The organism is Vibrio brasiliensis LMG 20546 (genome assembly GCF_000189255.1).
In the GTDB taxonomy this organism is placed as follows: Bacteria; Pseudomonadota; Gammaproteobacteria; order Enterobacterales; family Vibrionaceae; genus Vibrio; species Vibrio brasiliensis.
This window is the reverse complement of sequence record NZ_AEVS01000087.1, coordinates 1-21,773: the sequence shown is the minus strand read 5'-3', so window position 1 is coordinate 21,773 and position 21,773 is coordinate 1. Positions and strand designations below refer to the sequence as shown.

Annotated in this window: 20 protein-coding genes; 8 read left to right on the top strand and 12 right to left on the bottom strand. The window is 46.6% G+C overall.

What is annotated here, in order from left to right; genetic code table 11:
* Positions 1–28 precede the first annotated feature (28 nt).
* The gene (locus tag RH46_RS16815; RefSeq protein ID WP_006880714.1) at positions 29–376 is read right to left on the bottom strand and encodes a RidA family protein; all 348 of its coding nucleotides are present in this window, start codon (positions 374–376) and stop codon (positions 29–31) included.
* Positions 377–441: 65 nt separating this feature from the next.
* On the opposite strand from RH46_RS16815, the gene RH46_RS16810 reads away from it, so the two are divergent.
* The gene (locus RH46_RS16810) at positions 442–708 is read left to right on the top strand and encodes a DUF3624 domain-containing protein (RefSeq protein ID WP_040896093.1); all 267 of its coding nucleotides are present in this window, start codon (positions 442–444) and stop codon (positions 706–708) included.
* A 191-nt stretch (positions 709–899) separates the two neighbouring features.
* Here RH46_RS16810 and argH read toward each other — a convergent pair whose 3' ends face one another.
* From argH to argC, 4 genes are all read right to left on the bottom strand, one after another.
* Positions 900–2,774 (bottom strand): argininosuccinate lyase, encoded by a 1,875-nt coding sequence (gene argH, locus RH46_RS16805; protein WP_006880712.1) that lies wholly within the window; start codon positions 2,772–2,774, stop codon positions 900–902.
* A 245-nt stretch (positions 2,775–3,019) separates the two neighbouring features.
* Positions 3,020–4,234 (bottom strand): argininosuccinate synthase, encoded by a 1,215-nt coding sequence (locus tag RH46_RS16800; protein ID WP_006880711.1) that lies wholly within the window; start codon positions 4,232–4,234, stop codon positions 3,020–3,022.
* A gap of 111 nt (positions 4,235–4,345) precedes the next feature.
* Positions 4,346–5,140, bottom strand: coding sequence for an acetylglutamate kinase (gene argB / locus RH46_RS16795; RefSeq protein ID WP_006880710.1), 795 nt, complete (start codon positions 5,138–5,140; stop codon positions 4,346–4,348).
* Positions 5,141–5,176: 36 nt separating this feature from the next.
* On the bottom strand, positions 5,177–6,181 hold the full coding sequence (argC, locus tag RH46_RS16790; RefSeq protein ID WP_006880709.1) for an N-acetyl-gamma-glutamyl-phosphate reductase: 1,005 nt from the start codon (positions 6,179–6,181) through the stop codon (positions 5,177–5,179).
* A 153-nt stretch (positions 6,182–6,334) separates the two neighbouring features.
* Here argC and argE point away from each other — a divergent pair, with 153 nt between their 5' ends.
* The 3 genes from argE to RH46_RS16775 all read left to right on the top strand — a co-directional run bounded on the left by argE (position 6,335) and on the right by RH46_RS16775 (position 11,487).
* Complete coding sequence (gene argE, locus RH46_RS16785; protein WP_006880708.1) at positions 6,335–7,471, top strand: acetylornithine deacetylase; 1,137 nt, start codon at positions 6,335–6,337, stop codon at positions 7,469–7,471.
* 437 nt (positions 7,472–7,908) lie between these two features.
* Positions 7,909–10,542, top strand: a complete 2,634-nt coding sequence (ppc, locus tag RH46_RS16780; protein WP_006880707.1) for a phosphoenolpyruvate carboxylase — start codon at positions 7,909–7,911, stop codon at positions 10,540–10,542.
* A 405-nt stretch (positions 10,543–10,947) separates the two neighbouring features.
* Positions 10,948–11,487: a PadR family transcriptional regulator gene (locus RH46_RS16775; RefSeq protein WP_006880706.1), complete on the top strand. Its 540-nt coding sequence runs from the start codon at positions 10,948–10,950 to the stop codon at positions 11,485–11,487.
* Positions 11,488–11,697: 210 nt separating this feature from the next.
* Here the strand turns inward: RH46_RS16775 and cysE are convergent, their stop codons facing one another.
* The 5 genes from cysE to epmA form a co-directional block, all read right to left on the bottom strand.
* On the bottom strand, positions 11,698–12,519 hold the full coding sequence (cysE, locus tag RH46_RS16770; protein WP_006880705.1) for a serine O-acetyltransferase: 822 nt from the start codon (positions 12,517–12,519) through the stop codon (positions 11,698–11,700).
* A gap of 62 nt (positions 12,520–12,581) precedes the next feature.
* Positions 12,582–13,613, bottom strand: coding sequence for an NAD(P)H-dependent glycerol-3-phosphate dehydrogenase (gene gpsA / locus RH46_RS16765; RefSeq protein WP_006880704.1), 1,032 nt, complete (start codon positions 13,611–13,613; stop codon positions 12,582–12,584).
* Positions 13,614–13,789: 176 nt separating this feature from the next.
* On the bottom strand, positions 13,790–14,257 hold the full coding sequence (gene secB / locus RH46_RS16760; protein ID WP_006880703.1) for a protein-export chaperone SecB: 468 nt from the start codon (positions 14,255–14,257) through the stop codon (positions 13,790–13,792).
* 158 nt (positions 14,258–14,415) lie between these two features.
* The gene (locus tag RH46_RS16755; protein ID WP_006880702.1) at positions 14,416–14,817 is read right to left on the bottom strand and encodes a rhodanese-like domain-containing protein; all 402 of its coding nucleotides are present in this window, start codon (positions 14,815–14,817) and stop codon (positions 14,416–14,418) included.
* A 180-nt stretch (positions 14,818–14,997) separates the two neighbouring features.
* Entirely contained in the window at positions 14,998–15,969 is a 972-nt protein-coding gene (epmA, locus tag RH46_RS16750; RefSeq protein ID WP_006880701.1) for an elongation factor P--(R)-beta-lysine ligase, read from the bottom strand.
* A 422-nt stretch (positions 15,970–16,391) separates the two neighbouring features.
* On the opposite strand from epmA, the gene frdA reads away from it, so the two are divergent.
* The 4 genes from frdA to frdD are packed head-to-tail and all read left to right on the top strand — an operon-like array spanning position 16,392 to position 19,749.
* A complete protein-coding gene (gene frdA / locus RH46_RS16745; RefSeq protein ID WP_006880700.1) occupies positions 16,392–18,209 on the top strand; it encodes a fumarate reductase (quinol) flavoprotein subunit in 1,818 nt (605 codons plus the stop codon).
* Positions 18,209–18,973: a succinate dehydrogenase/fumarate reductase iron-sulfur subunit gene (locus tag RH46_RS16740; protein ID WP_006880699.1), complete on the top strand. Its 765-nt coding sequence runs from the start codon at positions 18,209–18,211 to the stop codon at positions 18,971–18,973. The genes frdA and RH46_RS16740 overlap by 1 nt, the downstream gene beginning before the upstream one ends.
* A gap of 2 nt (positions 18,974–18,975) precedes the next feature.
* On the top strand, positions 18,976–19,359 hold the full coding sequence (gene frdC, locus RH46_RS16735) for a fumarate reductase subunit FrdC (RefSeq protein WP_006880698.1): 384 nt from the start codon (positions 18,976–18,978) through the stop codon (positions 19,357–19,359).
* 12 nt (positions 19,360–19,371) lie between these two features.
* Entirely contained in the window at positions 19,372–19,749 is a 378-nt protein-coding gene (gene frdD / locus RH46_RS16730) for a fumarate reductase subunit FrdD (RefSeq protein WP_006880697.1), read from the top strand.
* Between the two features lie 56 nt (positions 19,750–19,805).
* Here the strand turns inward: frdD and hslU are convergent, their stop codons facing one another.
* Positions 19,806–21,140, bottom strand: coding sequence for an ATP-dependent protease ATPase subunit HslU (hslU, locus tag RH46_RS16725; protein ID WP_006880696.1), 1,335 nt, complete (start codon positions 21,138–21,140; stop codon positions 19,806–19,808).
* Positions 21,141–21,177: 37 nt separating this feature from the next.
* Positions 21,178–21,723: an ATP-dependent protease subunit HslV gene (gene hslV / locus RH46_RS16720; protein WP_006880695.1), complete on the bottom strand. Its 546-nt coding sequence runs from the start codon at positions 21,721–21,723 to the stop codon at positions 21,178–21,180.
* Positions 21,724–21,773: the final 50 nt, after the last annotated feature.

The following is a 21,773-nucleotide window of genomic DNA, read 5'->3' as shown; positions in this document are numbered from 1 at the left end:
TTTTTTTATATCTCAATCAGCGCGCAAACTACTTCTCTGCCGCAATTACCGAGATCTCAACCAGTAACGCCTCACGAGCCATATCAGCGGTAACACAAGCGCGTGCTGGAGCATGACCTTCCGGCACCCAAGCATCCCATACCGCGTTCATATCCTGAAAATCTTTCATATCTTTCAGATAGATAGTTGCAGAAAGCATATGTTCTTTATCGCTGCCCGCTTCCAGTAGTAGCTCTTCCACTTTATCTAGCATGGTTTGAGTCTGTTCAGTAATACCTTGGGTCGCATCTGCACATACCTGACCACATAGGTAGATCACACCATTGTGCTTTACGATACGACTCATGCGCTGTTTTGTTTGTTGACGTTCGATCATTTCTCTCACTTTCTGCTTTGGTTGCGATATTATCAATTCAATATGTTACCCAATAAGCCACCAGCATGACATGTCAATACTGCAAAAATAGCCAATGGTTCTGGAAAAAACTTGGCCGCTGCCAAAGGTGTATGGATCAACTCACTGTGCTTTCTGTTCTGTGCTGGATAGTGTGGTGGTTTGCGTTCAGAGATAACCCACAAACTATTGAGTCTATCGCGCTTATCATGGCGGGCTTTGCTTTTAACGGCTTACTCTTCCTTCACTTGTGGATGCGCTTTGTGATCCTTCCATGGCGTAAACGTAACGGCAAAGATAAAGACCAACAATAATGGGTAAAGCTCAGGTGGAATTTTGTGGGGGCTAAAAAAGAAAAAGCCCCAAAACCAATATCTGGTTTGGGGCCTTCTTAGATTCTTCTAAGAAAAAGCAGTGGTACTTTAATAGACCCTGCTTCCTCTCATTAGTTCCAAAAATGAACGATCTTTTTTGATCTTTTTTTGATACGTTTCTATTCAACTACTTACGCAACGCTCACACGTGCAATTGATTGCTCAACAAGATTTACTTCAAGTGCGACTTCATCACAAGCATGCTGTCTTGGACACTGGTCACAATCTTTTAGCACTTTCTCAGGTAGCAGTGACTTTGAAGTTGGCAAGAAGGCTTGCTTCATAAAGAACTCAGGCGTACGAGTCAGAACAAAGACCTTCTTAATCGCCATCAGGCGTGCTTTCTCAACAAGATACTGAACAATCGCGCTGCCCTGCCCCTGTCCTTGCCAGCCAGCTTCAACACCCAGAGAACGAATTTCCGCTAAGCCTGAATCGTAAACATACAAGGAAGCACAGCCTGTCACCTCACCATGATGCTCTGCAACGGCGAATGAACCAATGTCGCGTACCAGTTCACTACGTGAGCGCGGTAGGTTTTCTCCCATATTTGCCCAGTAAGCAACCATGCCTTCAAGCGCTTCAATGTCAGTCAAACGTGCAGGTCTAACATTCACAGCTGAGGTATCACGTTTGATCAAACGCCCTTCTGCTTGCTCTACCGCGTAAGCTACCTGTTTAGGTGAAACGCCACCCAGTGCACTACGTTTTTCCAGACATGAATCTATGGTCAGGATGTCGTATACATCCTCCTCAATCACATCAGAAAACTCTTTCAGTTCAGCGATCGATAACTCTTCCAGTGCACAACCTTTTGCAATCGCTCCAACAACCGCTACACCTACGATATGGTGAGCTTCACGGAATGGAATATTCTTCGCTACCAAGTAGTCAGCCAGTTCTGTCGCATTAGCATAGCCCTGCTTCGCTGCTTCCAGAGTACGCTCTTCGTTAACCTTAATACCGTCGAAACACAGCGCTGCCATTTCCATACAGTCGTTCCAAGTATCAAGTGCATCGAACAGACCTTCTTTGTCTTCTTGCATATCTTTGTTGTAGGCAAGTGGCAGAGCTTTCACTGTCATCATCATGCCAGCCAGCGAACCATATACACGACCAGTCTTACCACGGATAAGTTCGAGTGCATCAGGGTTCTTCTTCTGTGGCATCAGCGAAGAGCCAGAAGTTACTGTATCCGCAAGCTCGATGAAATTAGACTCGCCAGAGTTATAGAAGATCATATCTTCAGCAAGACGAGACAGGTGCAACATCGAGATAGAAGCAACAGACATCAGCTCCATAACATGGTCACGGTCTGAAACTGAATCAAGTGAGTTACGAGTCGCACGACGGAATCCCAGGTTATGAGCCACAGTTTCACGGTCGATTGGATAAGCAGTACCAGCCAGAGCCCCTGAGCCAAGAGGACACGTATCAAGACGGGTAATCGCATCATGTAAACGCGAGTAGTCACGCTCAAACATTTCAACATAAGCGAGACACCAATGAGCAAAGGTCACCGGTTGAGCACGCTGAAGGTGAGTATAGCCAGGCAGTACTGTGGTCTGATGCTGCTTAGCCACTGATACCATCTGTGCCTGAAGGCGATCCAATGCCATCAAAAGTTGCTGGCCTTGCTGACGACACCATAGCTTCAGGTCAGTCGCAACCTGATCGTTACGTGAACGACCAGTGTGTAGCTTTTTACCCAGGTCACCGACCTTGCCAATTAATTGCTGCTCAACCCATGAATGAATGTCTTCCGCATCGGAACGCAGAATCTGGTGCGGGTCTTCCATCACCTCTAGTTTTAGTTCATTCAGAGCGAGCTCTAATTTTTGCTGTTCTTCTTCACTCAGAACATCTACAGACATCAAAGCTTTCGACCAGGCAATTGAACCAACAATATCTTGTTCAGCTAGTCGGTAATCGAAGCGCAATGAGTCGTTAAAGTCTTTGAATCTCGTATCTGCCGCTTGGGTAAATCTTCCGCCCCATAATGCCATCGCGTTTCTCCTGATTACCTGTGCTCACTATTTGTGCTAGTAGCTATATTGCTTAAAATGACTCTGAATCTGATTCAGTTTTTATGATGGTTCAAAGTTACGGCAAAACCAGACAAAAATAAAGTATTAATTCATTATTTTTACATATTTATTCATGATAAGTTAAATAACCATCCAGCATACGCCAGAAACGCAAAAAGCCCGTTTGGAAACCAAACGGGCTTTTCAGTTAATCAATTACCTGATTACTTTTTCTGGCTGTTCAGAGCACGGATACGGCTTGATAGCGAGTAAAGACGGATAAAGCCTTCAGCATGGCTCTGATCGTAAACTTCATCTTCACCGAAGGTTGCAAACTGCTCACAGTACAAGCTGTTTTCAGAACGCTTCTGAGTCACTGTTGCCATGCCTTTGTATAGCTTAACGACAACTTCACCGTTAACGTCTTGAGCTAGCTCTTCAGAAGCTGCCAGGATTGACTTACACAGCGGAGTGAACCAACGACCGTCGTAAACAAGGTGGGAAGCTTTCACGCCAAGCTCTTCACGGAACTCAAATGCTGTTTTATCCAGTACTAGCTGCTCAACTGCACGTAGAGCTTCCATCATGATAGTGCCCCCTGGAGTTTCATAACAACCACGAGACTTCATACCTACCAGACGGTTCTCAACGATATCGATACGACCAATACCGTGCTTCGCACCTTTGTCGTTCAGGTAAACCAGTGCGTTGTATGGCGTCATTGTTTCACCATCAACCGCAACCACTTCGCCTTTTTCTACTTTAAGAGTTACGTACTCAGCTTCATTTGGCGCTTGCTCTGGATCGACTGTCCAAGCCCAACAATCTTCGTTAGGAGCATTCCATGTTTCTTCCAGAACACCACCTTCTGTTGAGATGTGCCATGCGTTAGCGTCACGTGAATAAATTTTCGTTAGTGAAGCCGTACAAGGGATATTACGCTCAGCCAGGTAATCCAGACACTCTTCACGACTTACCAGATCCCATTCACGCCAAGGAGCGATAACATGTAGATCCGGTGCCAGAGCGGCAAACGCTCCTTCAAAACGCACCTGGTCGTTACCTTTACCCGTACAGCCATGACATAGTGCATCTGCACCAACTTTACGTGCTACTTCAACCTGAGCTTTAGCAATGATTGGACGTGCCATAGACGTACCCAGTAGGTATTTACCTTCGTAGTAAGCACCCGTTTTTAGCGTTGGGTAAATGTAATCCGCAACCATCTCTTCTTTCAGGTCAGCGATGTAACACTCAGATGCACCAGAGGCTTTCGCTTTTGCTTCAATACCTTCTAGCTCTTCTTCACCCTGACCAACATCCGCAACGAATGCCACTACTTCACAGTCATAGTTCTCTTTTAGCCATGGAATAATTACCGAAGTATCCAGACCGCCAGAGTATGCGACAACTACTTTATTTACTTGAACTTTGCTCATCTTTCTTTTCTCCAAAATCCCGGCGCTGCGCTTGGCGGTCAGTGCTACGGGTTACATCCTGATTGTTATTCTGGCTGTACCGCTGAGTAGCGTTACAGCAAATTGTTTGGTTTATTGCTGAGGTAGAAACTGTGTACCGATGCTTTGTCCAGCAAACAGCTCAACGAGTTTCTCTGGGTAGCGCCAGGTAGCGACTTCAATTGGGCGCCCCAGGTCATTGGCAGCTTCAAGTGCAGCGTTCACTTTGACAATCATGCCATCGGTAATGACCTGCCCCTGAATCAGACTTTGTGCCTGTTGCTCGTCTAAGCTCTTGATCAAATGACCTTTACCATCGAGAACACCACTTACGTCTGACAGCAGTACCAGCTCCGCGTCAAGCGCGCCTGCTACTGCTACCGCAGCCTGATCTGCGTTGACGTTCATCATCTGACCTTGTTCGGTTAAACCGATTGAGCTGATGATGGGTAACGCGCCCGCCGCTAAAATAGCTTGCAAAACCGTTGAGTCGCCCGGAGTCGCTTTACCCACAGCACCCAGTTCTGGGTCTAGTTCTTCAACGTGGCATAAACCACCATCCGCAAGGCTTAAACCCACTGCGTTAAGGCCATCTTTGATTGCCTGACCCTGAAGCATCTTGTTCGCTGTACCTGCCAGAGCGCCGGTAATCACTCCAATCTGGTCATAAGGAGTGACACGCAGACCGTCCTTTTTCACTGTTTCCAGCTGCAGCTTAGCCATAAGATCGTCCACCAGATAACCTCCGCCGTGGACGATCACAATTCGTCGCTGAGCCTGCTTCTGGTAATTCGCAATCGCGCCAAATACCTGGCTAAGAGTCTCAGTACAAGACAGTGCAGCACCGCCTAATTTGATCACTAATGGAGTTGATTTGTTATCTGTCATTACTCGTCCCTTTACCTACTTGCTTAAGCTCTGTGCCTAAATAAGGGCAGTTAACTCTGGAAATCCGTAGTGGATATTTAAACATTGCATCGCTTGACTTGATGCGCCTTTAAGTAAGTTATCAATCGCTGATACTACGATGATGTGCTCACCCTGAACCTTCCAGCCGATATCGCAGAAAGGTGTATTTTCTACATTTTGAATTCTTGGTAGTACGTCCGCGGTGAGTCGTACTGCAGGTTTACCCTGATAAGCGGAGTTGAACGCTTCAGCTACTTGCTGTTCCGTCACATCCTTAGCTAATTTGATTGTGATAGTGGCTAGAATGCCACGCTTAAAATTGCCCAGATGAGGCGTAAAAATCACATCAGTACCAAGGTGTGAAGCAATCTCTGGCTGATGACGGTGATTAAAGACGCCATACGGCTGCAGGCTTACTTCGCAGTAGCTATTGGTCATCGACGCCTTTCTACCTGCACCAGATACACCACTTGTTGCGTTGATCACTGGCCATTGAGAACCATCAACAAGACCAGCTTCCAGTAACGGCTTAATTGCGAGCTGAGAGGCTGTTGGGTAGCACCCCGGAACCGCAACCAACTGGCACTGTTTGATACCATCCTGATTCCATTCAGCTAAACCGTAGACAGAGTTGTCTAACCAAGCTTCGTGCTGATGTTCAAAGCCGTAAAACTGGTCGTAGAAGCCTTCTTTCTTAACGCGGAATGCTCCCGATAAATCAAAAACTTGGCACCCTTGAGCGAGAAACGTCGGCGCAAGGTCATGGCTAACTTCATGAGCAGTGGCTAAAAACACGACATCACTCGCTTGAGCGACAGCTTCCACATCAGTTAGAGGAAGTACCGGATGACTAATAATTCCGGCTAACTTACCGTGTAGCTCAGCAATACTTTTCCCAGCATCTAAACTATTGGCGGAAACATACAAACCTGATAGCGTAAGTTCAGGGTGTTTGTGCACCATCAGAGCAAGCTCTGCTCCGGTATAACCGCTTGCGCCTATGATTGTGGTTTTAAGCATCTGAGACATCCATTTAGACCTAAATACGCCACTCAAAGAGTGACTATAAATTTAATTTATTTCGCTTTAATTGGTTTTTTATTCAATAAAAGTGATTTAATATGTGTTTTACCTTCTTAACCGTACTCTGTCAACAGGGAATGTAAACTAATTATGAAATTACCAAGCTTTCTTGAGGTCTACAGTGGCCTGATTTCCACCTCTTCTATTAGCTCGACAGACCCGAGTTGGGATGAAGGCAACGCCAAAGTGATTGAAAAACTGGCTGGATGGCTAAAAGATGTCGGCTTCAGCGTTGAAGTCACACAGGTAGAAGAAGGCAAATTTAACCTGATTGCTAAAAAGGGCAGTGGTGAAGGTGGCTTACTGCTCGCTGGACACAGTGATACCGTGCCATTCGATCAGGGACGATGGAATTATGACCCTCATGCTCTTACCGAAGCGAATAACCGCTTTTACGGTTTGGGCACTGCAGATATGAAAGGTTTCTTCGCCTTTATCATAGAGGCCGTGAAAAAAGTTGATTGGAGCAAGCAGACTAAGCCTCTTTATATACTGGCAACCTGTGATGAAGAGACCACAATGCTTGGCGCCCGCCACTTTACCGAAAATGCACCTTTCAAGCCTGACTACTGCATCATCGGTGAACCAACCAGCCTGGTACCGATTCGAGGCCATAAGGGGCATGTGGCTAACGCTGTGCGAGTAACAGGTAAGTCTGGTCACTCTTCAGATCCATCACTGGGCGTTAATGCTATTGAGATCATGCATGAAGTGCTGTTTGCGTTAATGCAGCTACGCGACAAACTGATCAAAGAGTATCATCACCCAGGCTTTGCTATCCCGAGCCCTACTCTGAACCTTGGCCATATCCATGGTGGCGACAGTGCTAACCGCATCTGTGGTTGTTGCGAACTGCACTATGACGTACGCCCTTTGCCGGGCATCAGCTTAGACGGTTTGGACAACATGCTGCGCGGCGCCTTGAAAGAGGTAGAAGCCAAATGGCCAGATCGAATCACTATTACCCCGCTACATGAGCCGATCCCTGGCTACGAATGTCAGCATGACCACCCATTTATTGGCGGCGTGGAAGAGATCTGCGGACTGGATTCACAAACGGTAAACTACTGTACTGAGGCTCCCTTCCTACAGCAGTTGTGCCCGACCTTAGTTCTCGGCCCAGGCTCAATCGATCAAGCCCACCAGCCAGACGAGTTCCTCGCGTTTGAGTTTATCGACCCAACCATCGATGTTCTGTCAAAAGCGATGCATAAGTATTGTTTTTAGAGGCGAGAGGCGAGAGGCGAGAGGCGAGAGGCGAGAGGCGAGAGGCGAGAGGCGAGAATATTATCTCTTGGCAGGGAGAAGTTCTGTCAACACCTTTAACACTAAGGGTTCTATCAACTCACTACCCGCCTCCACATCTCAAAGGACGAAGTCCGTTCTAAACTCTCGCAGGGCGGAGCCCGCTCTCGAAGCGCAGCGTTCTCTGAGGACGCAGTCCGATCTCGCTTCTTGGAGCGAAGCGTTCTGTAGGGCATAGTCCATTCTGTAATAAATTTTCAACATAATTAGTCATTCGCATAGATCGCAAAGCGTTACATTCGTTTGCACAATATTTGCAAACTTAGCCTACAGCATTTGACTCGCAGCGATATTTTTCGCTAGATTGTCTACCTAACAGAGAAACATTGGATGTAATTTTTTTACAAGGCAGGAAGATAATGAACGAGAAATACTCTGCGCTCAGAAGCAATGTGAGCATGCTAGGACACTTGCTCGGCAACACCATCAAGGACGCACATGGTGACGTACTTCTAGAGAAAGTAGAAACCATTCGTAAACTTTCCAAGTCCGCCCTTGCAGGCAATCAACAAGATCGAGAAAGCTTGATTGATGAGATTAAAAGCCTGCCTAATGATCAACTCACCCCTGTTGCTCATGCATTCAACCAATTTCTAAACCTGACCAATATGGCAGAGCAGTACCACACTATCTCTCGCCATTGTGATGCTCATGTTTGTGAACCAGATGCGCTGAATACGCTTTTCTCTAAGCTAGGCCAGAACGACATCAGCAAGTTGGATACAGCTCAAGCGGTTCGTGATCTTAATATCGAACTCGTACTGACAGCTCACCCAACAGAAATCACTCGTCGCACCATGATTCACAAGCTAGTTAAGATCAATAAGTGTCTTTCTAAGCTTGAGCTGGGCGACCTGTCAGTGAAAGAACGCCAAAAAACAGAGCGTCGCTTAGAGCAGTTGATCGCTCAGAGCTGGCACTCAGACACGATTCGCCAACAGCGCCCTACTCCACTAGATGAAGCCAAATGGGGCTTTGCGGTGGTAGAAAACTCGCTATGGGAAGCGGTACCTGACTTCTTACGTGAGCTAGACCTGCGCCTGGAAGGCTATCTGGGTGAAGGACTACCAATTGATGCTCGCCCTGTACATTTCTCTTCATGGATGGGTGGTGACCGAGACGGTAACCCATTTGTGACCCACACCATTACTCGCGAAGTTCTACTTCTGTCTCGCTGGAAAGCCGCTGACCTATATCTTGGCGACATCAACGAGTTAGTTAGTGAACTCTCGATGACTAAGTGTAACGACGCAGTTCGTGCACTGGCTGGTGATGATGAGCATGAACCGTATCGTGCAGTATTAAAACAGCTGCGTGCTCTATTAAACGAAACTAAAGAGATTCTTGACGCTAAGATCCACGGTCAGAAACTTGCAGTCAAAGCCCCTCTACAGCGCGTTGAGCAACTATGGGAACCGCTATACGCGTGTTACCAGTCTCTGCATGAGTGTGGCATGGGCATCATCGCGGATGGCTCGCTGCTTGATACGCTTCGTCGTATTAAAGCTTTCGGTGTTCACCTGGTTCGTCTTGACGTTCGTCAGGAAAGCACTCGCCACTCAGACGTACTTTCAGAACTGACTCGCTATCTTGGTATTGGCGATTACGACCAGTGGAGCGAGCAAGACAAGGTTGCATTCTTAACTAACGAGCTAGCTTCAAAACGTCCATTACTACCACGTGACTGGGAACCATCTGAGCCAGTTAAAGAGGTTTTGGACACCTGTAAGATTATTGCTCTGCAACCTCGTGAAGCCTTTGGTGCCTACGTAATTTCAATGGCTCGCACAGCATCGGATGTACTTGCTGTTCACCTGCTGCTGCAAGAATCTGGCTGTCCTTACCGCATGGACGTATGTCCACTGTTTGAAACTCTGGACGACCTGAACAATGCTGAATCTGTCGTGAAACAGCTGATGGGCATTGACCTATACCGTGGCTTTATTCAGAACCATCAGATGGTCATGATTGGCTATTCAGACTCAGCGAAAGATGCAGGTGTTATGTCTGCTGGCTGGGCTCAATACCACGCAATGGAGTCTCTGGTTGCGGTAGCTGAAGAAGAAGGCGTAGAGCTGACACTATTCCACGGTCGTGGCGGCACAATTGGTCGCGGCGGCGCTCCTGCACATGCGGCACTTCTGTCTCAGCCACCAAAAAGCTTGAAAGGCGGTTTGCGTGTAACTGAACAAGGCGAGATGATTCGCTTCAAACTTGGTCTGCCAGAAGTGGCCGTAAACAGCTTCAGCCTCTATGCGAGTGCTATTCTTGAAGCGAATCTACTTCCACCACCAGAGCCTAAGCAAGAGTGGCGTGATCTGATGAATGTGCTGTCAGAAGTGAGCTGTGAGTCTTACCGCAACGTGGTTCGCGGCGAAGCTGACTTCGTTCCTTACTTCCGTCAGGCAACACCTGAACTCGAACTCGGTAAACTACCACTGGGTTCTCGCCCTGCTAAGCGTAATCCTAATGGTGGCGTGGAGAGTCTGCGTGCAATTCCATGGATCTTCTCATGGAGTCAGAACCGTTTGGTACTACCGGCATGGTTAGGCGCAGGTGAAGCAATTCAATACTCAGTAGACAAAGGCCATCAGGCTCTTCTGGAAGAAATGTGTCGCGAATGGCCATTCTTCTCTACGCGTCTGGGTATGCTGGAGATGGTGTACACCAAGTGCAACATGGAAATTTCTCGCTACTACGACGAGCGACTAGTGGAACCAAAGCTGCTTCCTCTTGGCGATCGTCTACGTGATCAGCTACAAAAAGACATCAAAGCGGTTCTTAACGTCGAAAACAATGAGAACCTGATGCAAAGCGATCCTTGGGGCCAGGAATCAATTCGTCTACGTAATATCTATGTTGAGCCATTGAACATGCTACAAGCTGAACTGCTATACCGTACTCGTCAGAACGAAGAATCTTCTCCTGAATTAGAAGAAGCTCTGATGGTCACGATTGCTGGTATTGCTGCGGGTATGCGTAATACTGGCTAAAGATCACAAAAAGGCAAAAGGTTGGTGTGACTGCACCAACCTTTTTTTACATTCAGGCCAGTCAATAAAATCACAGACTAGACATTTAAAACCACTTGACAGATAAAAATATCAATAACAGGCACCAAAATAGTGATTTGTTACTTTTTTGGGATATTTTGTCCTTCTATTCCACTTTATGCTTATTATTTAGATATACTACCCAATCGCTGTGGTTAACCATATAAAATCTACAAACCACAGTCCTCGATAATCTAATATCGATCCTAGGTGATAAACGGCTTTTTTAGGTGACATGACCAACTTTGTTGGTGCCACTTTACCTACTGATGATCAGTGCCTCTAGAAGCACGACAGTAAGAAGTGGTTACGTTTTGTAGTTTATTGACCATTTGGATTGAAGACATGTCATTACCACACGTTATCTTAACCGTTTTAAGCACACGCGACGCTACTGGATACGATATCACTAAAGAGTTTTCTGCGACTATCGGCTACTTCTGGAAAGCTAGCCACCAGCAAGTGTACCGCGAACTAAATAAGATGGCTCAGAACAACCTTGTTACTTGCGTTCTAGAACCACAAGAAGGAAAGCCGGACCGTAAGGTTTACTCAATTACTGATTCAGGCCGTACAGCTCTGGGTGAATGGTTTGATCAACCAACGGCTCACCCGACAGTACGTGATGAGTTCTCAGCCAAGCTTATGGCTTGCGCAGTTCAACCTTCTGCACCTTACCGTACTCAACTAGGCGAGCTTGTTGAAGAGTCACGTAAGCTTGTTGCTCACTATCAAGAAATTGAAAATGCTTACTACTCGACGCCTGCAACACTTGATAAGCAGCAGCGTCTGGAGCGTCTAACGCTGCGCAGAAACCTACTTATCCGTCAGGCATGGATTGAGTGGGCTCAGGAAGTGTTAACTGAGTTAGATGCGCTAGCGTAAGCTAGAGAACTAAATAAAGTTTGGAGGGTTGATGTGAGAGCATCAACCCTTTTTGTTTGTGAGAGCTGGATTATTATCTCTCTTTAGAGACAGCTTCTGTCAACACCTTTGCACTAAAGGTTCTTTAACCGTTCTACCAGCCCCAAACTCTCGGAGGACGAAGTCCGTTCTAAAATCTCGAAGGGCGTAGCCCGGTCTCGATTCTCTCGCCTATATCCCATCCCCACCAATAAAACTTTGAGACCTGCCGTTAAACTGCTGGTCCATATCCAGCGACGGCTTGTCTGTTTTTGGTCGGCCGACAATCTTCGCAGGTACACCCGCAACGGTGGTATGCGCAGGAACGGGTTGAAGCACGACAGAGCAAGAGCCAATTTTCGCCCCTTCGCCCACTTCGATGTTACCGAGGATTTTCGCACCTGCACCAATCATCACGCCTTCGCGGATTTTCGGGTGACGATCGCCGCACTCTTTACCGGTACCGCCTAGTGTCACATCCTGTAGAATCGAAACATCATTCTCAACGACAGCTGTTTCACCAATCACGATGCCCGTCGCATGGTCGAGCATGATGCCACGACCAATCTTAGCCGCAGGGTGAATATCCACCTGACACGCTACTGAAATTTGGTTTTGCAGATAGGTAGCAAGAGCAATACGCCCCTGCTTCCATAACCAGTTAGCGACACGATAACCTTGCAGAGCATGATAACCCTTGAGGTAAAGCAGAGGCATGGAATACATAGCGACCGCTGGATCTCGATTCACCGTGGCACAGATATCACAGGCAGCCGCAGCACTAATACTTGGATCAGCGTTTAATGCTTCTTCAACAACTTCCCTTACTGCCATAGCAGGCATAGAAGCCGTATTTAGCTTGTTAGCCAAAATGTAGCTGAGCGCCGCGCTCAGGCTATCATGCTTGATAATGGTCGCATGATAAAAACTGGCTAACATTGGCTCTTGCTCAGAAAGCTCACGTGCTTCCTTCACAATGGTGTGCCATACCTTCTGTTTCTCACAATGTTTCATGTCTTTTCCTAGAACTGAATCCCTAGTATCTAGATACAAATCCAGTATTGCTGTAATTCTCTTTATGCTTCCGCTTTCTTATCTCGCGCTAGCAAATCTTTTGCTGCTAAGTTTGCATCCTTTCCTTGATACAATACTTGATAAATTTGGTCAACAATTGGCATCTCTACGCCCATACGTTCCGCCAATAGGAATACTTCTTTAGTGTTGCGGTAACCCTCAACAACCTGACCAATTTCTTCTTGCGCCGTATCGACATCTTTACCCTGACCTAACGCCAGACCAAAACGTCGGTTACGCGACTGGTTGTCGGTACAGGTCAGTACCAGATCACCAAGACCAGCCATGCCCATAAAGGTTTCTGGTTGAGCACCCAAAGCAGCACCAAGGCGAGTCATCTCAGCAAGACCACGAGTGATCAATGCGGTACGCGCGTTGGCGCCAAAACCAATGCCATCAGACATACCGGCACCAATCGCAATTACGTTTTTCACCGCGCCGCCAAGTTGCATGCCGATAAAGTCACTATTGGCGTAAACTCGGAACGTTTTACTACAGTGAATTTTCTCTTGTAGGTCTGCCACAAAATCAGCGTCAGGAGAAGCGACTGAAATCGCCGTCGGCATACCCATCGCCAGCTCTTTGGCAAATGTTGGTCCAGACAGTACTGCCAGCGAATAACCTTCACCAAGCGACTCATGAGCGACTTCTTTTAGTAGTCGGCCTGTTTCAGGCTCTAAACCTTTAGTTGCCCAACAAATACGTGAATCATCGCGTAAGAAAGGCTTAACATTATTGAGCACAATACCGAATACATGGCTTGGTACCACGACCAAAAGATCACGGCTCGCTTGCACAGCTTTCTCTAGGTCTGACTCTACGATCAGTGATTGTGGAAATTCGATACCTGGTAAGAACTCATGGTTAGCACGATCGGCTTCCAGACGAGCCATATGCTCAGGTTCGTGGCCCCAAATGACTACGTTAGCGCCATTACGCGCTAAAGAGATAGCAAGTGAAGTACCGTATGAACCAGCACCCAGTACTGTCATTGCGATTTCTTTACCGTAGGCATTGTTGGTGTTGTCTTTCATTGTTCCGCCTGATTGTCATTAGGTTGACTAGAATCTTGTCGTTAATCTCTGAATGCAGAAACCAAAAACAAAAACCCAGATGCTTTAACTTAAAACAAAAAATGCACATCGCATCTTGATACAAGACACTCTGTGCATTTTATACCATACCTCTGGATTATCAGAGGTATCACTAATTATGCTTCAGCCTGGCCTTCTTGCTGAGCTTGCTGCTGTAGGTAGTTCATAAACAGAGCGTCAAAGTTAACTGGCGCTAGGTTTAGTTGAGGGAACGTACCTTTAACCACTAGGCTTGAGATAGTTTCACGAGCGTATGGGAATAGAATGTTCGGGCAGAAAGCACCTAGGCAGTGTGCTAGCTGACCAGCTTCCATTTTCTCTGCAGTGAAGATACCACCTTGCTGAACTTCACATAGGAAAGCAGTCTCTTCTGCGTTCTTCACTGTCACTGTTAGACGAAGAACAACTTCATAAACACCTTCACCCAGTTCACGGCTTTGAGTATCTAGGTCCAGTTTTACATCTGGGTTCCACTCTTTTTGGAACATGTCTGGAGAGTTTGGCGCTTCAAAAGAAACGTCTTTTAGGAAGATGCGTTGAATCGCGAAGTTTTGCGCTTCTTGTTGTGGTGCTGCTTCAGCCATTTTAAAAATCCTTTAATCCTGCAATAAAATATCTGCTTGGAGGTTAACCGAGAGAGCCTGCTAAGACTAGGTTTCCAATGAATTTCGTGGAACCCTTCACATCTCTCTAAGACAAACGCTGACTTTTCAATCAGCGTTTAAGGTATTAGCTAGTTAAATTACTTTTTACCTTTAACCAAAGGCATGTTTGCTTCACTCCAAGCAATCAAGCCGTTCTTAAGCAGGCTAACGTTTTCAAAGCCCGCTTTGGCAAGAAGATTTGCACTCTCTTGAGCCGTTTGACCTGTCTTGCATACTACAATGATTGGGTCTGATTTACGGTTTTCAAGACTACCGAAGTTACCTGCCTTGATATCTGACGGCAAAATGTGAACTGCATCGGTAATATGACCTTTGCGGAACTCATCTTTACTACGGATATCAACCACTACACCATTTTCACGGTTCATTAGTTGGGTTGTTTGTGCAGCTGTAATCTCTTTGTAAGCAGCGGTAGATGATTTAACGATGTTCATGATAAGGGCGACGAGTAGGCCTACCCATACCAGAGATAGAATCATGTTCTCTTGAAAAAAATGCGATGTACTCTTGCATGTCCTGTGCTCTTTGATGATAGAGCCGCCTACACTTCAATGAATGTATGACTGCCCTAGGCTAAAAATTCAGATTGGAAGTATAGCGAGGTTAAGATGCCTAAGCGAGTCAATTACACTCAGAATAAGAATCTGTTGCACATTTCGCTACGCAATCGGAAACGGAAATGCGGTAACCTGATCAATATGATCACAACCGATCGCCAGCATAATTAAGCGATCGATACCCAGAGCGACCCCTGCGCACTCCGGTAGTCCAGACTCTAATGCCGCAATTAAGTGATAATCGATCGGCTGTGGTTTAAGCCCCATTTCGAGACGCTTAGCGTTATCAGACTCGAAACGTTTCAGCTGCTCGCCTGGGTTATCTAGCTCATGAAAACCATTGGCCAGTTCGATACCCTTGAAGTAGACCTCAAAACGATCGGCAACACGTGGATCTTGTTGATTAATTTTCGCTAGTGCTGCCTGTGATGCCGGAAAGTCATAGACGAAAGCTGGAACAGTTTGACCAATCTTGGCTTCAACACCAATGCTGAATAGCAGCTGTAGCAGCGTATCCCTGTCTTGCTCCGGTTCAGCGATATCACTCAGTCCCAATGTCGCCGCTACAGCCTTGAGCTCTGCCATTGAACCTTCTAACGGACAGACACCCAACACATCGATAAACGCTTGCTGGTAAGTCATACGCTCAGCAGCAGCACATTTAAGTACCAGTTGGAGCAGTTCATCCATTTCGTCCATCAGTTTGTGGTGGTCAAAGTCCACTCGATACCACTCCAACATAGTGAACTCAGGGTTGTGGTGACGCCCGTTCTCTTCGTTGCGGAATGCTTTGTTGATTTGATAAATACAACCACTACCCGCCGCCAGCAGGCGCTTCATATGAAATTCCGGACTAGTCATAAAAAAGAGCTTACTGCCGTCAGCGTAACCCGGGCCAACAAACTCAGTTTGGAAAGTATGCAGATGAACATCAGTAACCGTGGCATGACTCATCGCCGGCGTATCGACTTCAAGTACATTACGTTCAGTAAAGAAGTTGCGGATCTGATTAATTAAATAAGCACGTTGACGAAGCTGTTCAATCGAAGCGGTTGGCTGCCAGTCGTTGTTCATGGGGAAACTCTCTTTGTTTTATCTGGCGAGAAAGTATCAAGTTTGCTCAACTTTTCCTAGCAATAAACGCTCTCGCTTATGCCTATGAGACCGGCTAGCGTCGTCCAATTCTGAAGCAAGCATTTGCCGTATTACAGTACAAAAAACATCCTCAATGACCCTGTTATCAATGAGACTAATGTTATGCAACAGTCACTTAACAAAATGCGTTCTGTATTAAGACCAGTAAACATTCCTTGCCGTGATTGCAGTCACATAACCTATAAATTTTATGCTCTTATATGCATTACCGGAGCAAAAACCTAATTACATCAATTTTTCTGCCATTTAGCTCTTCTACACTAGCCCTACCACTTTTGGGGAGTTTCCCCATTTAATTATAACAAGCGGAACATTCCGCAATTTCACACTGGAGGATAACTGTGCAGATTATCACCACAGATATCGCAGTGATCGGCGCAGGCGGCGCTGGTCTTCGCACTGCTATTGCAGCAGCTGAAGCAAACCCTGACTTAGAAGTTGCACTGATTTCTAAAGTTTATCCAATGCGCTCCCATACGGTTGCAGCAGAAGGTGGCTCAGCGGCAGTTATCAAGGATGAAGATAGCCTGGACAACCATTTCAACGATACCGTTGGTGGTGGTGACTGGCTTTGTGAACAGGATGTTGTTGAGTACTTCGTAGAGAACGCAACTCGCGAAATGATTCAAATGGAACAGTGGGGCTGCCCATGGAGCCGTAAAGAGAACGGTGAAGTCAACGTTCGTCGCTTTGGCGGCATGAAGGTTGAACGCACATGGTTCGCGGCTGACAAAACCGGCTTCCACATGCTTCACACCCTATTCCAGACGTCGATGAAATACGACAACATCAAACGTTTTGATGAGTATTTCGTTGTCGATCTACTTGTCGATGAAGGCGAAGTTCAGGGTCTTATCGCTATCCATATGTCAGAAGGTGAATTAGTTACGATTAAAGCTAAGTCAGTTGTATTGGCAACTGGCGGTGCAGGTCGCGTTTACCACTGTAATACTAACGGCGGTATCGTTACTGGTGATGGTATGGCAATGGCTTACCGTCATGGCGTACCTCTACGTGATATGGAGTTCGTTCAGTACCACCCAACAGGTCTGCCTGGTACAGGTATCCTGATGACAGAAGGCTGTCGTGGTGAAGGCGGTATCATCGTCAACAAGAACGGCTACCGTTACCTGCAAGACTACGGTATGGGCCCAGAAACTCCAGTAGGCCAACCGAAGAACAAATACATGGAACTCGGTCCACGTGACAAAGTTTCTCAGGCTTTCTGGCATGAACAGCAGAAAGGCAACACCATCAAGCACCCTCTGGGTGACGTGGTGCACTTAGACCTTCGCCACCTGGGTGAAGAGTACCTACAAGAACGTCTACCGTTTATTTGTGAACTGGCGAAAGCTTACGTTAACGTTGACCCTGCAAAAGAGCCAATTCCAATTCGTCCAACGGTTCACTACACCATGGGTGGTATTGAAACTAACGGTGAATGTGAAACTCGCATTAAAGGTCTGTTTGCCGTTGGTGAGTGTGCCTCTGTAGGTCTACACGGTGCTAACCGTCTTGGTTCGAACTCTCTGGCAGAATTCGTAGTGTTCGGTCGCGTAGCGGGTGAACAGGCTGTAAAACGTGCAGCTGAATTCAAAGGCTGGAACGAAGAGTCTATTGCTGCTCAAGTTAAAGCGGTTGAAGAGCGTATTGCTGCACTGATGAATCAGGAAGGCGACGAAAACTGGGCAACCATCCGTACTGAAATGGGTCACACCATGGAAGCGGGTTGTGGTATCTACCGCCAAGAAGATCTGATGCAAGCGACGATTGATAAAATCACTGAGCTAAAAGAGCGTTACAAGCGCATCAGCATCAAAGATAAAGGTAAGGTGTTCAACACTGACCTTCTGTACGCTATCGAAGTAGGCTACGGCCTTGAAGTTGCGGAAGCTATGGTTCACTCAGCTATCTTGCGTAAAGAGTCTCGTGGTGCCCACCAGCGTCTGGATGATGGCTGCACGGAACGTGATGACGTGAACTTCCTCAAACACTCTCTTGCTTTCTTTAAAGAAGATGCAGCACCAAGTATTGATTACAGCACAGTGACAATTACTAAGTCACAACCGAAAGCTCGTCTATACGGTGAAGCAGCAGAAAAAGCGGCAGCTGAAGAAGCAGCTAAAGCAGCAGAGAAGAATGCAGAGGAGCAAGCATAATGTCAGGCAATCGCATCCAAAAAGTCGAGATTCTGCGCTATGACCCTGAGCACGACGCAGAGCCGCATTTTCAGACCTTTGAAGTACCGTTTGACGAAACAATGTCAACGCTTGATGCGCTGGGTTACATCAAAGACAACCTAGACAAAGACCTTTCATACCGCTGGTCTTGTCGTATGGCCATCTGTGGTTCATGCGGCATCATGGTAAACGGCGTGCCTAAGCTGGCATGTAAGAGCTTCTTACGTGATTACCCGAATGGCGTGAAGATTGAGCCACTGGCAAACTTCCCGATTGAGAAAGACTTAATCGTTGATATGACGCCTTTCATTGAGCGTCTTGAAGCGATCAAGCCTTACATCATTGGTAACGATCGCAAGCCAGAAGATGGTACTAACATTCAAACGCCTGAGCAGATGGCTAAATACAAGCAGTTCGCTGGCTGTATCAACTGTGGCCTATGTTACGCAGCTTGTCCTCAGTTTGGCCTTAACCCTGAGTTTATCGGCCCTGCGGCACTGACTCTCGCACACCGTTACAACCTCGACAGTCGTGACAATGGTAAAGCAGAGCGTATGGCACTGATCAATGGTGAAAACGGCGCGTGGGGCTGTACGTTTGTAGGTTACTGTTCTGAAGTGTGTCCTAAGAATGTTGACCCTGCAGCAGCGGTAAACCAAGGCAAAGTCGAGTCTTCTATGGACTTCGTGATTGCTATGCTGAAGCCTGACGGTACACCAGCGAAAACAGCAGAGGAGGCATAAGGATGAGTAACCGTAAACCTTACGTTCGTGAAGTAAAACGCACTTGGTGGAAAGATCATCCTTTTTACCGCTTCTACATGCTTCGTGAAGCAACCGTACTACCGCTGATCCTATTTACTATTTTCCTGACTTTCGGTTTAGGTTCATTAGTAAAGGGCCCTGAAGCATGGCAAACATGGCTTGAGTTTATGGCGAACCCTGTAGTGGTAGCGATTAACATCGTAGCGCTAGCGGGCAGCCTGCTACATGCACAAACCTTCTTCAGCATGATGCCTCAGGTAATGCCGATCCGTTTGAAAGGTAAACCTGTCGATAAGAAGATCATTGTTCTGACTCAGTGGGCGGCTGTGGCTTTCATCTCACTTATTGTCTTGGTCGTAGTTTAAGGAGCTTTAACAATGAAACCGAATTTCTCTGTAGATAGAGCACCTAAACGTTCTGATGAGCCAATCTGGTGGGGTCTGTTTGGTGCAGGCGGTACCTGGTTTGCGATGATCACACCTATCACAATTCTGGTATTAGGCGTTCTGGTACCACTGGGGGTGATTAATGCTGACGCTCTAAGCTACGAGCGTGTTGTCGACTTCGCGACTAGTATCATCGGCGCACTATTTATCATCGCGACACTGGCACTGCCAATGTGGCATGCCATGCACCGTGTTCACCACGGTATGCACGACCTTAAGTTCCATACTGGAATTGTTGGTAAAGTGGCGTGTTACGCGTTTGCAGGTTTAATTTCTGCGCTAGCAGTAATTTTTATCTTCATGCTTTAATAACGCTGAAAACAGAAAGCCCGCTGAGTTAGCGGGCTTTTTTTATATCTTTAGGATTAAAGAATGAAGCGGCTTAAATCTTCATCTTCAATCGTATCGCCAAGTTTCGCCTTAACGTATTCAGCGTCAATGGTTAGCTTAGAGCCTGCTTTATCCGTCGCTTCGAACGAGATCTCATCCATTAAGCGCTCCATCACTGTATGTAAACGACGAGCACCGATGTTCTCGGTTGTCTCGTTAACCGTCCACGCAGCTTCAGCGATTTGAGTGATACCTTCTTCGGTAAACTCAATATCAACGTCTTCTGTCTTCATTAGTGCAACGTACTGCTCAGTTAGTGACGCTTTTGGCTCAGTCAGGATACGTTTGAAGTCATTGCTTGAAAGCGCTTCAAGTTCAACACGAATTGGTAGACGACCTTGTAGCTCAGGGATCAAATCAGATGGCTTCGCCACTTGGAATGCACCTGAAGCAACAAATAGAATGTGGTCAGTTTTCACCATGCCGTGCTTAGTCGACACGGTACTACCCTCGATAAGAGGTAGTAGGTCACGCTGAACACCTTCACGAGATACGTCAGGCCCTGAGCTTTCACCACGCTTACAAATCTTGTCGATTTCATCGATAAATACGATACCGTTGTTCTCAACGTTGAAGATCGCCTGCTCTTTAAGCTCTTCCTGATTAACCAGTTTAGCCGCTTCTTCTTCAGTCAGAGCTTTGAACGCATCTTTGATTTTCAGCTTACGTTTCTTCTTGGTATCACCGGCAAGATTCTGGAACATGCCTTGTAGCTGGTTAGTCATCTCTTCCATACCAGGAGGAGCCATGATCTCTACACCCATCTGCGGCGCAGCAACATCAATTTCAATCTCTTTATCGTCTAACTTGCCTTCACGTAACTTCTTACGGAAGATTTGACGTGTGTTTGAAGAAGTTTCATCTTGCTGTTCATTCTGACCCCAAGCATCACGTGCTGGCGGTAATAGAGCATCAAGAATGCGTTCTTCTGCCTGCTCTTCAGCACGGAATTTCACTTTTTCCATTGCTTGCTGATGAGTCATCTTAATCGCTACATCAGTCAGGTCACGGATGATAGTTTCCACTTCCTTACCCACGTAACCAACTTCAGTAAATTTGGTCGCTTCTACCTTAATGAAAGGCGCATTTGCCAGCTTTGCCAGACGACGAGCGATTTCTGTTTTACCCACACCCGTTGGACCGATCATTAAGATGTTCTTTGGTGTAACTTCAACGCGCAGGCTTTCTTCAAGCTGCATACGACGCCAGCGGTTACGTAGTGCGATAGCGACTGAGCGCTTCGCATTTTCCTGACCAATGATATGGCGGTTAAGTTCATGAACAATTTCGCGAGGAGTCATTTCAGACATAATCAGTTTCCTTAAATTTTTTAGCCACTATCTTTGGTTATTCAGCGATTTGGTCAGCTGGAATTTCTAGTTCTTCAATAGTGTGGTGATGGTTGGTGAAGACACAGATATCACCCGCAATTTTAAGTGATTTTTCTGCGATTTCACGCGCATCTAATTCGGTATTTTCTAGTAGCGCAGTCGCTGCTGCCTGTGCAAAGTTACCACCTGAACCAATTGCGATCAGATCGTTTTCTGGCTGCACAACGTCACCGTTACCAGTAATGATCAATGAAGCTGTTTCATCAGCCACCGCTAGCAGTGCTTCTAGCTTACGTAGTGCACGATCACTACGCCAATCTTTAGCGAGTTCAACCGCTGCTTTAGTCAGGTGACCCTGATGCATTTGCAGCTTGCTTTCAAATTTTTCAAACAGAGTAAAAGCATCAGCTGTGCCACCAGCAAAGCCAGCAAGTACTTTGTTATTGTAGAGGCGACGCACTTTGCGCGCATTGCCCTTCATTACTGTGTTACCTAGTGATACTTGTCCATCACCAGCGATGACGACTTTGTTATTACGACGTACAGATACAATGGTAGTCACGAGTAGGGCCTCATAGTTATTTTAGTCTCAATGTTAGAGATTATATGAGG